Origin of the sequence: Pseudomonas sp. BN505 (assembly GCF_029873175.1) — a bacterium.
GTDB lineage: Bacteria > Pseudomonadota > Gammaproteobacteria > Pseudomonadales > Pseudomonadaceae > Aquipseudomonas > Aquipseudomonas putida.
In genome coordinates, this window is record NZ_SSOI01000030.1 from 40,185 (window position 1) to 52,700 (window position 12,516).

9 protein-coding genes are annotated in these 12,516 nt (G+C 63.9%); 6 read left to right on the forward strand and 3 right to left on the reverse strand.

Going from position 1 to position 12,516, the window contains the following annotated elements; genetic code table 11:
- The first annotated feature begins 67 nt into the window (after nt 1-67).
- From E8E78_RS07775 to E8E78_RS07795, 5 genes are all read left to right on the forward strand, one after another.
- A complete protein-coding gene (locus tag E8E78_RS07775; protein WP_059395082.1) occupies nt 68-1,804 on the forward strand; it encodes a type I secretion system permease/ATPase in 1,737 nt (578 codons plus the stop codon).
- A gap of 6 nt (nt 1,805-1,810) precedes the next feature.
- Nucleotides 1,811-3,151 carry an HlyD family type I secretion periplasmic adaptor subunit gene (locus E8E78_RS07780; protein ID WP_049275495.1) on the forward strand — a complete coding sequence of 447 codons (1,341 nt, stop codon included), beginning with the start codon at nt 1,811-1,813 and terminating at the stop codon, nt 3,149-3,151.
- A gap of 1 nt (nt 3,152) precedes the next feature.
- The gene (locus E8E78_RS07785; protein ID WP_049275496.1) at nt 3,153-4,481 is read left to right on the forward strand and encodes a TolC family outer membrane protein; all 1,329 of its coding nucleotides are present in this window, start codon (nt 3,153-3,155) and stop codon (nt 4,479-4,481) included.
- Nucleotides 4,482-4,614: 133 nt separating this feature from the next.
- Nucleotides 4,615-5,478 (forward strand): sensor domain-containing diguanylate cyclase, encoded by an 864-nt coding sequence (locus E8E78_RS07790; protein ID WP_049275497.1) that lies wholly within the window; start codon nt 4,615-4,617, stop codon nt 5,476-5,478.
- Between the two features lie 35 nt (nt 5,479-5,513).
- On the forward strand, nt 5,514-6,182 hold the full coding sequence (locus tag E8E78_RS07795; RefSeq protein ID WP_049275498.1) for a class I SAM-dependent methyltransferase: 669 nt from the start codon (nt 5,514-5,516) through the stop codon (nt 6,180-6,182).
- A 59-nt stretch (nt 6,183-6,241) separates the two neighbouring features.
- Here E8E78_RS07795 and quiC read toward each other — a convergent pair whose 3' ends face one another.
- Nucleotides 6,242-8,149, reverse strand: a complete 1,908-nt coding sequence (gene quiC / locus E8E78_RS07800; RefSeq protein WP_280314000.1) for a 3-dehydroshikimate dehydratase QuiC — start codon at nt 8,147-8,149, stop codon at nt 6,242-6,244.
- A gap of 288 nt (nt 8,150-8,437) precedes the next feature.
- Between quiC and E8E78_RS07805 the strand changes: the two genes are divergently transcribed.
- Nucleotides 8,438-9,811 carry an MFS transporter gene (locus E8E78_RS07805; RefSeq protein ID WP_016500399.1) on the forward strand — a complete coding sequence of 458 codons (1,374 nt, stop codon included), beginning with the start codon at nt 8,438-8,440 and terminating at the stop codon, nt 9,809-9,811.
- Nucleotides 9,812-9,948: 137 nt separating this feature from the next.
- Here E8E78_RS07805 and E8E78_RS07810 read toward each other — a convergent pair whose 3' ends face one another.
- The gene (locus E8E78_RS07810) at nt 9,949-11,361 is read right to left on the reverse strand and encodes a DOPA decarboxylase (RefSeq protein WP_016500400.1); all 1,413 of its coding nucleotides are present in this window, start codon (nt 11,359-11,361) and stop codon (nt 9,949-9,951) included.
- 201 nt (nt 11,362-11,562) lie between these two features.
- Nucleotides 11,563-12,507, reverse strand: a complete 945-nt coding sequence (locus tag E8E78_RS07815) for a LysR family transcriptional regulator (protein ID WP_016500401.1) — start codon at nt 12,505-12,507, stop codon at nt 11,563-11,565.
- Nucleotides 12,508-12,516 lie beyond the last annotated feature (9 nt).

The window sequence follows — 12,516 nt, forward strand, 5'->3', positions numbered from 1 at the left end:
AAGCCACAACTACCGTTTTACGGGGCGCCGCAAGGGCTTCCCGCTTTGTGAATGAAGGGAGGCCCCGATGGCTAAGCCACCACGCACCCGCTCCGAGCTGGCCGACGTGCTATTTCGCTTGCACCGCAGCTTCTACGCCCTAGCCGCCTTCAGCTGCGTGATAAACGTCATGATGTTGACGCCAGCCATCTATATGTTGCAGGTGTACGACCGCGCCCTGGTCAGCCGCAACGTCACGACGTTGGGAATGCTCACCTTGCTGGTGGTCGGGTTGTTCCTGCTGATGTCGGCGCTGGAAATGACCCGTACCCGCGTGCTGATCCGGGTCGGCAACTGCCTGGACATGGCGCTCAACCGACGCATCTTCAGCGCCGCCTTCGAGCGCAACCTGAGCCGCGCCGGCGGTAACCCGGCCCAGGCCCTGCAAGACCTGGCGCAGGTGCGGCAGTTTCTGACCGGCAACGGCCTGTTCGCCTTCTTCGATGCCCCCTGGACACCCATCTATCTGGTGGTCTGCTACCTGATCCACCCCTGGCTCGGGCTGGTCACGACAATCGGCTCGTTGACCCTGGTGGGCCTGGCCTACCTCACTGAAAAGGCCACGCAAAAGCCACTGGCCGAAGCCAACCAGGCGTCGATGTCGTCGGCCAGCTACGCCAACAACAACCTGCGCAACGCCGAAGTGATCGAGGCCATGGGCATGCTGCCGTCAATCGGCAAGCGCTGGTACCAGGGCCACTTGCGTATTCTGCAGATGCAGACCCTGGCCTCCGACCGCGCGGCGCTGATCAGCAGCACCGGGCGCTTCGTGCGCATCACCTTGCAGTCGGTGATCCTGGGGACCGGCGCACTGCTGGCAATCGAAGGCAAGATCACCCCTGGCATGATGATCGCCTGCTCGATCCTGACCGGCCGGGCCCTGGGCCCGGTGGAACAGGTGATCGCCTCATGGAAACAGCTGCTGGGCTGCCGTCTGGCCTGGGGCCGGCTCAACGACCTGCTGCAGGACTACCCGCAACGGCCACCGAGCATGTCGCTGCAACGGCCGATGGGCATGCTGGCGGTGGAAAACGTGATTGCCGGCGCACCCGGCACCAATACCAGCATCGTGCGCGGGGTGAGCTTCAGCCTGGTCCCGGGTGAGAGCCTGGGCATCATCGGCCCTTCGGCCTCGGGCAAGTCCACCCTCGCCCGCCTGCTGGTGGGTGTGTGGCCGGCCCAGGCCGGCAAGGTGCGCCTGGACGGGGCCGACATCTTCACCTGGAACAAGGCCGAACTGGGCCCGTGGCTGGGCTACCTGCCGCAGGACGTGGAGCTGTTCGAGGGCACCATCGCCGAAAACATCGCGCGCTTTGCCGAAGTGGACAGCGATGCAGTGATCCGCGCCGCCCGCAGCAGCGGCGTGCACGACATGATCCTGCACTTCCCGCAGGGCTACGACACCCGGCTGGCAGCCGACGGCACCCCGCTGTCCGGCGGCCAGAAGCAACGCATCGCCCTGGCCCGCGCGCTGTACGGCGAGCCCAACCTGGTGGTGCTGGACGAGCCCAACGCCAACCTCGATGACGTCGGCGAGAAGGCTTTGGTCGATGCGCTGGCCGAGTTGAAAACGCGCGGTGCCACGGTGATCCTGATTTCCCACCGGCCCAATGTGCTGTGCGCCGTAGACAAGATACTGATGCTGCGCGACGGCACCGTGCACATGCTCGGCAGCCGTGACGAAGTGTTCGCGGCGCTGCGCAAGGCCAGCGTGATTCCAGCGGCCAATACGGCCCCGCTGGCTTCGGTAAAAGTACGGGAGTAACCCATCATGCAAATGGCTCAAAACTCCGAACTGATTGCCGCCGAAGCCAAAGACCTGATCGACCTGGACGCCGGCCGGCCGGCACGCTGGGGTGTATGGATGGTGATCGCCGGTTTTGGTGGTTTCCTGCTGTGGTCTTGCCTGGCGCCACTGGACGCGGGTGTGGTTGCCACCGGCACGGTCAAGGTCACCAGCAACCGCAAGGCGGTGCAGCATCTGAGCGGCGGCACGGTCGAGGCGATCCTGGTGCGCGAAGGCGATGTGGTTAAAAAAGGCCAGGAGGTGGTACGCCTGGACGCATTGCGCGCCGCGGCCGAGCAAGGTGCACTCAGTGCCCAGTACATCGTCAGCAAGACCGTGGAAAACCGCCTGGAAGCCGAACGCGATGGCCGCGATACGGTCACCTTCGACCCTGCCCTGCTCAAGCACTACGACAATGACCCACGGCTGCTGGCGGCCATGGACCTGCAACAGCGCCTGCTCGACACCCGCCGCGCCGGCCTTGCCGGTGAATTGAGCATCCTTGAAGAAAACCTCGCGGCCTCGGCAGTGCAGCTCAAGGGCCTGCAGCAGGTGTACGGCGCCCGCGCCTCGCAGATCGGCTTCCTCAGCCAGGAGCTGCAAGGCACCCGGGTGCTGGCCGCAGAGGGCTATGTACCGCGCAACCGCTTGCTGGAACTGGAGCGCAGCAATGCCGACCTGTCCGCCGGCCAGGCCGAAAACCTCAACAACATTGCCCGGGCACGCAGCCAGGCTACCGAAATCAAGCTGCGCATGCTGCAGCGCCAGCACGACTACCTGAAGGAAGTGGAATCTCAACTGACCGACACCGCCAAGGAAAACACCACCCTGGCCGACCGTTTGCGTGCGCTGGACTACGAAGTGACCCACACGGTGATCCGCTCGCCGATCGACGGCATGGTCCAGGGCCTGAGCATCGCCACGGTCGGCGGCATCATCCAGCCGGGCGCCAAGATCATGGAGGTGGTGCCGCTCGACCAACCGCTGCAGGTGGACGCGATGATCCCGGTGCAGGCCATCGACAAGATGGTCCCGGACCTGGCCGTGGACATCGCCTTCCCGGCCTTCAACCACGCCCAGACGCCAAACATTCCGGGGCGGGTGAAAACCATTTCCGCCGACCGCCTGCTCGACGAAGAAAGCAAACAGCCTTTCTACCTGGCCCAGGTGGAAGTGACGCCGGCCGGCATGGGCCTGCTGGGCAGCAACCACATCCGCCCCGGCATGCCCGCCACCGTCACCATCAAGACCGGCGAGCGCAACCTGCTCAGCTACCTGCTCAAGCCCATGCTCGAACGCGTCGACGCCGCGTTCAAGGAGCAATGACATGAAACGCTCGTGCCTGATGTTGTGCCTGCTGGGGGTGGCCGTACAGGCAAGTGCCATGGACCTGAAGCAAGCCTGGGACTTGCTGCAATACCAAGGCCCGATCTACCGCGCAGCGGTGCACGAAAAAGAAGCCGGCAGCGAAAACCGCGCCATCGGCGAGGCCGGCCTACTGCCGCAGATCAACGCGTCGGCCTACTTCAACAGGGTCAATGGCAGCCAGCGGCAGAACGGCCTGGACAACGATCTGGACTATGACTCCAAGGGCGCCAATGTGCGCCTGCGCCAACCGCTGTTCAACAAACAGAAGATGGCCGAGTACCGCCAGGGTCAGCAGCGGGCCGACTACAGCGTGGCGGTATTCGACGCCAAGAGCCAGGACGCTGCGGTACGCCTGGCTGACGCCTACTTCGACGTGCTGCTGGCCAGCGAAACCATCACCTTGGCCAAGGCCAAGCTGAACGCCTTCGAAGAGCAGCAGGCTTCGGCGAAACGGCGCAAGGAGCTGGGCGCCGGTACCATCACCGACGTCGATGAGTCGGTGGCCCGGCGCGACCTGGCCGAGGCCGACCTGATCGAGGCCCAGGACAACCTGGTCAACGCCCGCCGCAAGCTGGAGGAATACATCGGTGAAACCCCAGAGTCGCTGACCACCTTGCAGCCGGGCTTCAGTACGCCACCGCTGATGCCGGGCAACCTGCAGGACTGGCTGGTCAAAGCCCAGGCCGACAGCCCGCTGATTCACGCGCGCCGGCACAGCTACGAGCTGGCCGAAGAAGAAGTGAAACGTGCCCGCGCCGGGCACTACCCCACCCTGGATTTCGTGGCGGGCTATAACGCCGGCAGCAGCCAGTCGATTTCCGAGCTCAACCAGCGCAACCACTACAGCTCGATCGGCCTGGAGCTGAACATTCCGCTGTACAGCGGTGGCAGCACAAGCGCCCTGACCCGCCAGGCCAGCGCCAACAGTTCCAAGGCCCTGGATGAGCTGGATGCTACCCGTCAGGAGGTAATTTCCGGCACCACCCGCGAGTACCGCGGCGTGCAGAGCGGCGCCTTGCGCATTCAAGCGCTGGAAAAGGCCGTGGCCTCCAACGAGCGTTCGCTGATCTCGACCCGCAAAGGCTTCAAGGAAGGCGGCACCAGCACCAACTCGGACGTGCTCAATGCCGAGGAACTGCTGTACGACGCCCGCCACGACCTGTTCGAGGCGAAGCTGAACTACCTGATGTCGCGGCTGCGCCTGGCCTCGTCAGTGGGTAGCCTGGGGGATGATGATATCCAGCAGGTCAACGATTACCTGGGGCCGGAGCTGATGGTGAGCAACTGATGAATACCTGAATGCATGCTCCTGCAGAGTACCGAGGTGGGCGCGATCATCAGTGTCAGGACCACAAGTCTACGATAGATGCGACGCATTTCTTCGCGCTATGATCGGTCACCTTGCCACGGACGTCCTGCCCATGCCCGTAGACCTTCAAGCCTTGTACCCCAGGTTGATCCACCTGATGCTGGACACCGTGTTCGTGGTAGACAGGGACAACCAGATCGCCTTCGTCAGCGATGCCTGCGAGGCCCTGCTGGGTTACAAGCCCTGCGAAATGATCGGCACGCCGATCACCGACTACATGCACCCCGACGACCTGGCGGCCACGCGCGCGTCGATTGTGCGGGTGATGAACGGCCACCCCCATTACGATTTCCGTAACCGCTATGTGCGCAAGGATGGCGGTATCGTGCACATCCTGTGGGCAGCCAGCTGGTCCGAAGAGGCTCAAGCGCGTATCGGTGTGGCGCGGGATGTGACGGCCCTGCGCCAGGCTGAAGAGGAACTGCGCTTCCTTGCCCATCACGACCCGCTGACCCGGCTGGCCAACCGGGCCATGTTCAATGAACGGCTGGACAGTGCCCTTGCCACAGCGCGGCAGCACGATGGCACGCTGGGGTTGCTGTTTCTGGATATCAATGACTTCAAGGAAATCAACGATGTGCACGGGCATGCTGTGGGTGACCGGGTGCTGTGCACGCTTGCGCGGCGGCTGGAAGGCTGCGTACGCGCAACCGACACGGTGGCGCGCATGGGCGGTGACGAGTTCACCGTGCTGTTGAACGATTGCCCCTCGCCAGTGGCCATTGCCGAGCAGGTAGCCCGCATTTTGGCGGTCATGGCCGAGCCACTCGGTATGGAGTTGTCCGGCATCGACACGCCGTCCTGCAGCATCGGCGTGGCGCGCTTCCCTGAGGATGGCAACGATGCCGACATGCTGCTGCGTCATGCCGATGGGGATATGTACCGGGTCAAGCGAAAACACACGGCGACCGGGTAACGATACAGCACACGTTCAACCACCGGGATACCACCATGCCTGACCCTGAAAGCACTTTGCTCGACAGTTGGCAGCACAACGCCCACGCCTGGATCGACGCCGTGCGCAGCGGCGCCATCGAGAGCCGTCGCCAGGTCACTGACCAGGCCATCCTGCTCGCCATCCTCGGCCGCCAGCCCGGGCGAGTGCTGGACCTGGGCTGTGGTGAGGGCTGGTTGCTGCGTGCACTGGAGGACCGCGGTATCGAGGCCGTGGGCGTGGATGGTGACCGGACGCTGGTAGAGGCTGCGCGCGCGGCGGGCTCGGCCGAGGTGCACCAGGCCAGCTATGCGCAGTTGGCCGATGCGCAGGTTTATGTGGGCACAGGGTATGACCTGGTCTGTGCCAACTTTGCGCTGTTGCACCAGGACATCATTCCACTGTTGGCGGCGATGAATAAATTGCTGGTGCCAGGTGGGGCGCTGGTGATCCAGACCCTGCACCCATGGAGCGTGGCGGGCGGGGACTATCAGGATGACTGGCGAGAGGAGTCTTTTGCCGGGTTTGCCGGGGACTGGCAACCGATGCCGTGGTACTTCCGTACGTTGGCCAGCTGGCTGAATGCACTGGACATGGCCGGGTTGCGCCTGCTCAGTTTGCAGGAACCACAGCACCCGCAAAGTGCGGTGCCGCAGTCGCTGTTGATGGTGGCTGAGCGCCCCTGAGTCATACACCCTCGGTGTAGGAGCGGCCTTGCGCCGCTCCTACACCGACCGCGTCGGGGTCAGAGGACGGGCTTGCGCGCCGCGCCGCTGCGGGCCTTGGCCATGGCTGCCAGGCGCACCGCGACGTTGGCCGCGCCGTAACCGGTATAGCCCCCCTTGCGCTGGATGATTTCGAAGAAGAAGCGCTCTTCAAACGGTTCGGTGTACACGTGGAACAGCTCGCCGCCCTGGGCGTCGCGGTCGTACAGCACGTTGTAGTACGCCAGTTCGCTGAGGAATTCGTCGTCGAAATCGAAGCGCGCCGCCAGGTCGTCGTAATAGTTCAGCGGAATTTCCAGCAGCGGTACTCCAGCCAGCTTGGCACGCGCCACTTCACGGAAGATGTCATCACAATCGAAGGCAATGTGATGCACCCCCGAACCGCGGTAGCTGGAGAGTGCATGGGCAATGGCGGTGTTGCGGTTTTCCGAGATGTTCAGCGGCAGGCGCAAAGTGCCGCATTGGCTGCGCAGGGCGCGGCTCTTGACCAGGCCATACGGGTCGGGCAGCACCACTTCGTCGTCGGCAGCGAAGTCGAACAGGCTCTTGTAGAACAGCACCCAGCTGTCCAGCGACTCGGCTGGCAGGGCCAGGGCCATGTGGTCGATGCGACGCAGGCCGCCAGTGGCGGTGGCGCTCTTGTCCAGGCTGAAATCGGTGTCGTACAGCGTGTGGCCAGCGGTGCCCTGCTCCACCAGGTACAGCAAGCTGCCGTCCGGTGCGCGTACCGCCGGTACTTCGCACTCGTTAGGGCCGACCAGGCCGCGGAACGGCTGGCCACGGAAGGCGGTGGCACGCTTCAGGGCGGCTTGCGGGTCCTTGACCCGCAGTGCGGTGGCGCACAGCGACGGGCCGTGGGCCTCGAAGAAGTTGTGGCCGAAGGAGTACGGTTCGGCGTTCAGGACAATGTTGATATCGCCCTGGCGCAGCAGTTGTACGTCCTTGCTGCGGTGCTTGCCAGCTTCGGCAAAGCCCAGGCGCTTCAGCCAGCTGCCCAGGCGCGCGCCGACGGCTTCGTCGACCGCAAATTCAAGGAACTCCACGCCGTCATAGGCGCTGGCCGCGGGCGGGGTGAACAGCACGCCAGGTTCGATCGGCGTGTTTTCCTGCTCCAGGCGCAAGCGGGTCTGTTCTTCGAGATACAGCAGCGAACGCAGGCCGTCGGCGGCATTCTGCCGGGTGGGCGCGGCGCGGAAGCCGTCGTTGAAGATTTCCAGCGACAGCGGGCCACGGTAGCCAGTGGCAAGAATCGGCGCCAGGAAACCCGCCATGTCCATTTCGCCCTGCCCCGGGAAGCAGCGGAAGTGGCGGCTCCACTCCAGCACATCCATGGCCAGGATCGGCGCGTCAGCCATCTGCACGAAGAAGATCTTGTCGCCGGGGATGTCGCGGATCGCGCTTGGGTTGCCCTTCAGCGACAAGGTGTGGAAGCTATCGAGAATCACCCCGAGGGCCGGGTGGTCGGCTTGGCGCACCAGGTTCCAGACTTGCTGGTAGGTGTTGACGTGACGGCCCCAGGCCAGGGCTTCATAGCCAATGCGCAGGCCACGTTTGCCGGCATGCTCGCCCAACAGGCGCAGGTCGTCGACCAGCAGCTGTTCATCGCCCAGGGCATCGGCCTGAACGTTGCTGCATACCAGCACCAGGTCGGTGCCCAGCTCTTGCATCAGGTCGAACTTGCGCTCGGCGCGGTCGAGGTTTTTCTGCAGGCGGTCGCGGCGGCAGCCTTCGAAGTCGCGGAACGGCTGAAACAGGGTAATGGCTATCCCTAAGTCGGCGCACATCTGGCGCACCTGGCGCGGGCTGCCGGCGTAGTACAGCAGATCGTTTTCAAAGATCTCGACGCCGTCAAAACCGGCGGCGGCGATGGCTTCGAGCTTTTCCGGCAGGGTGCCGCTCAAGGACACGGTAGCGATCGAACGCTGCATGACGGGAGTTCCTTGTTGTTAGAAAATGACGGTGCCAGTCAGGTAAAAAACCACTGTCACAGTTTATGGCACGATCGATTATTCGCAGGTAAAGTCGTCGCTTCAATCTCTTTGTACGGAATGGTTAGTTTTGCGTTCGATTATCGCACAAAACCCGTTTTAACGAATTGCTAGACCGCTGGCCCGTGGTCAACATGAACCACAGACGCAGGCACACCGACCACTGCCTCCTGCCTTGGCGAACCAACGGCGGAACCTGCGCAAACAACAATAACAACGGAGACAACGATGGCTCACTCCAGCTCGCAAGCCAAAAAAGCGACCGCCAGTGGATGGATAGGCTCGGCACTCGAGTACTACGACTTCTTCATCTACGCCCAGGCCGCTGCCCTGATTTTCCCGCAGATCTTCTTCCCCAATACCGACCCGAAAATGGCCATCATCGCCTCATTGGCCACCTACGGCGTGGGCTACCTGGCGCGTCCGGTCGGTGCTTTCGTGCTGGGCCACTGGGGTGACACCCGCGGTCGCAAGAACGTACTGCTGCTGTGCATGTTCCTGATGGGCCTGTCGACCATGGCGGTAGGCCTGCTGCCCACCTACCACGACATCGGCTACCTCGCGCCGGCCTTGCTGGTGGTACTGCGCCTGATCCAGGGCTTTGCCGTGGCGGGGGAAATCTCCGGGGCCAGCTCCATGATCATGGAGCACGCGCCGTTCGGTCGAAGAGGCTACTACGCCAGTTTCACCCTGCAAGGCGTGCAGGCCGGCCAGGTACTGGCGGCGGCAGTGTTCCTGCCACTGGCCTACTTCATGCCTAGCGAAGCCTTCACCGAATGGGGCTGGCGCATTCCGTTCCTGATGAGCGCCATCGTGCTGATCGCAGGCTTCATCATCCGCAAGGAAGTGCATGAAACCCCGGCATTCGTGAAGGAAGAGAAGCAGGACAAGGTTGCCAAGTCGCCCATCAGCGAAGCCTTCCGTCACAGCTGGAAGCACATGGTGCTGGTGATGTTCATGGCCCTGATGAACGTGATCCCGGTGGTAGCCACCATCTTCGGTGCGGCCTACGCGGTGCAGCCGGCCTATGGCATCGGCTTCGACAAGAGCGTGTACCTGTGGATTCCGGTGGTCGGCAACATCGTCGCAGTGCTGGTGATCCCGTTTGTCGGCAACCTGTCGGACAAGATTGGCCGTCGACCGACCATGATCGCCGGTTGCCTGGGCTCTGGCCTGCTGGCCTTCGTCTACCTGTATGCAATCAGCATCCAGAACGTGCCAATGGCGTTCGCCGCCTCGATCGTGATGTGGGGCATGGTCTACCAGGGTTACAACGCGGTTTTCCCAAGCTTCTACCCAGAGCTGTTCCACACCCGCTACCGCGTTTCGGCCATGGCCATCGCACAGAACATCGGCACCATGCTGACCGCCATGCTGCCGGCGCTGTTCGCCCTGATTGCACCACCTGGCTCGGACAACATCCCGCTGGTAGTCGGTAGCCTGGCGTTCTTCATTACCTGCGTGTGCGCCCTGGCCGCCTACATCGCCCCGGAAACCCATCGCCTGACGATGGAAGACCTGGGTAACCCGAACGCCAAGCCGATGGAAAAGGCAGCGTATGAAGCTAGCCGTAAAGGTAGCTTTCAGGCAGTGAGCCACTGATAGATTGCAGGGGGCTGCTTTGCAGCCCTTTCGCGGCACAAGGCCGCTCCTACAGGTGGATCGCATGAGCCCAGGCTTGCGCGTTTCCCTGGAGCGGCCTTGTGCCGCGAATGGGCCGCAACGCGGCCCCGGCAGTCTCAGCCTGCAACCACTTCCTGCAACCTCTCCCAAAGCTTCTCGACATGCTCCCGCTCAGTCGGCAGCGCACCCACCGACACCCGCACCATCCATCGCCCGTCCAGCGTCGCTGGCGTCACATACGCATCCCCGGACGCATTCAGCCGCTCGGCCCACCCCTTGGTATGGGCATCCAGCGCCTCCCCTTCCAGCCCCGCCGGCCGATGGCGAATGCACAAGGTCTGCAATTGCACCGGTGCCAGCACTTCCCACTGCGCAGCCGCCCCTACCTGCTCCGCCAGCCACCGGGCATTGTCCAGGTCACGCCGCAGCCGCGCCTGCAACGCTTCTACACCCTCGCTGCGCAACATGAACCACAGCTTCAACGCGCGGAACCGACGGCCCAGCGGTATGCCCCAGTCACGCAGGTTCTTTACCTCGCTATCCACCGCCGATTGCAGGTAGCTGGGGTTGGTGCTCATTACCCGGATGAGGTGCTGCGGATCCCGCACGTAGTAGATCGAGCAGTCGAAGGCCACACCCAGCCACTTGTGCGCATTGACCACTACCGAATCGGCCAGCTCGATGCCGTCCCACATCCAGCGGCACTCGGGCAGGATCATCGCCGAACCGGCCATGGCTGAGTCCACATGCAGCCACAGGCCATGGGCCTGGGCGATCTCGCCGATCGGGCGCAGCGGGTCCAGCGCAGTGGTGGTCGTGGTGCCGGTGGTGGCCACCACGGCGCATGGCTGGTTGCCGGCTGCCAGGTCCTGCTCGATGGCTGCCTGCAGCGCCTCCGGACGCAGGGCGTAGCGCTCGTCGGTCGGGATCAGGCGGATGTTGTCGCGGCCAAAGCCGGCCAGCAGCGCGGCCTTGTCCACCGAGCTGTGGGCGTGGGCGCTGACATAGACGATCAGGGGTTTGGCCTGGGCTTGCAAGCCACCGCGCACCAGTGCGTAGTCGCTGGCGCGCTCGCGGGCGCTGATCAGTGCCACCAGGGTGCTGGTAGAGGCCGTGTCCTGGATCACCCCGCTCCATTGGCCCGACAGGCCGAGCAACTGGCGCAGCCAGTCGAGGGTGGTTTCTTCCAGCTCGCTCAGGGCCGGGCTGGACTGCCACGACAGGCCCAGCACGCCCAGGCCGGTGCTGAGGAAGTCGCCAAGTACCGAGGACAGCGTACCGTTGGAGGGGAAGTAACCGTAGAAGTCCGGGTGCTGCCAATGGGACAGGCCGGGCATGACCAGCTGGTTGACGTCGTCGAGGATGGCTTCGAAGGGCTCACCTTGCTGGGGAGCGGTGTCGGGCAAGGCAGCCTTGAGGTAGCCAGGCTCGACCTGGGCCATGACCGGGCGCTCGCCGACGGTCTGGCGGTAGTCGGCAATCAGGTCGATCAGTTGGTGGCCGTACTGGCGGAATTGTTCGGGGGTCACGTGGGCTCTCCTGTGGGTAATCCACTGCCTGTTCCGGCCCTATCGCCGGCAAGCCAGCTCCCACAAGTACTGCACCAAGTTCGTGAACGGTGCATTACCTGTGGGAGCTGGTTTACCCGCGAAGAGGCCGGAACAGACAACACAATGCCCCCAGTCTAGGCACCTATCCCCCGGCGAATAACCCCGCCTTGCGCATACCTGCTATGGCGAACCCGCATGCCCACCCTGCACGCCGAACTGCGACTGACGCCACAGCTCGAACACACGGTTGCGCAGCCAGCGGTGCTCCGCTGAAGCCTGCAGCCGCTGGTGCCACACCACCCAGTAGCGCTGGCTGTGGTCGATAAAGCCCAACGGCCGCCAGGCCAGGTCATGCAAGCGGCACAATTGCCGGGCGATGTGCTCGGGTACGGTGGCCACGGCCTGGCTGTTGGCAATGACCTTGACGGTGGCGGAAAAAAACGGCACTTCCAGGCTGACCCGCCGCTGCAGGCCCTGAGCGCGCAGGTGGCGGTCGATGAAACTGTCCTTGTCGCCACCACCGGAAATGCGCACATGCTTGTGCGCCAGGTAATCGGCTTGGCTGAGCGCGGAGTGGGTGGCCAGCGGGTGGTCGTGGCGCATCAGGCACACCGCACGGTCCTCACCCAGCAAGCGCCCGTGCAGGTTGGGGGGCGACTCGTCGAACAAGGTGGTTGCCAGGTCGATTTCGCCGCTGGCCAGCAACGCGTACTGGCCGGCCTGCCAGGTACGGTACTCCAGCGATACGCCCGGGGCTTCATGTTCCAGCGCGGCCACCAGCAGCGGCAGCATGTGCTCGGCCACGTAGTCCGAAGCGGCCAGGCAGAAACGGCGCTCACAGCGGGCTGGGTCGAATACGGCGGGCTGGCGCAGGGCGTGCAGTTCTTCGAGAACCTGGCGTAGCGGTTCGACCAGCGCTTCGGCATATTCGCTGAGTACGTAGCCGCGGCCCTGGCGAACCAGCAACGGGTCGTCGAAAGCTTCGCGCAGGTGTGCCAGCTGGCGGCTCAAGGCCGACTGGCTGACGCCCAGGCGCTCGGCGGCGTGGCTGAGGTTTTTCAGCTGCAGCAGGTGGTCGAGGGTGCGCAGGTGGGCGAGGCTGAGGGAGGCGAAGGTGGGGTTCATCAAGGGTTC

Bases quoted from the DNA above. Each gene is read 5' to 3' on its own strand.
- E8E78_RS07815 (WP_016500401.1), bottom strand. From the start codon at position 12,507: ATGAACCCCACCTTCGCCTCCCTCAGCCTCGCCCACCTGCGCACCCTC.
- E8E78_RS07790 (WP_049275497.1), top strand. From the start codon at position 4,615: ATGCCCGTAGACCTTCAAGCCTTGTACCCCAGGTTGATCCACCTGATG.
- E8E78_RS07805 (WP_016500399.1), top strand. From the start codon at position 8,438: ATGGCTCACTCCAGCTCGCAAGCCAAAAAAGCGACCGCCAGTGGATGG.
- E8E78_RS07785 (WP_049275496.1), top strand. From the start codon at position 3,153: ATGAAACGCTCGTGCCTGATGTTGTGCCTGCTGGGGGTGGCCGTACAG.
- E8E78_RS07780 (WP_049275495.1), top strand. From the start codon at position 1,811: ATGCAAATGGCTCAAAACTCCGAACTGATTGCCGCCGAAGCCAAAGAC.
- E8E78_RS07775 (WP_059395082.1), top strand. From the start codon at position 68: ATGGCTAAGCCACCACGCACCCGCTCCGAGCTGGCCGACGTGCTATTT.
- quiC (WP_280314000.1), bottom strand. From the start codon at position 8,149: ATGCAGCGTTCGATCGCTACCGTGTCCTTGAGCGGCACCCTGCCGGAA.
- E8E78_RS07795 (WP_049275498.1), top strand. From the start codon at position 5,514: ATGCCTGACCCTGAAAGCACTTTGCTCGACAGTTGGCAGCACAACGCC.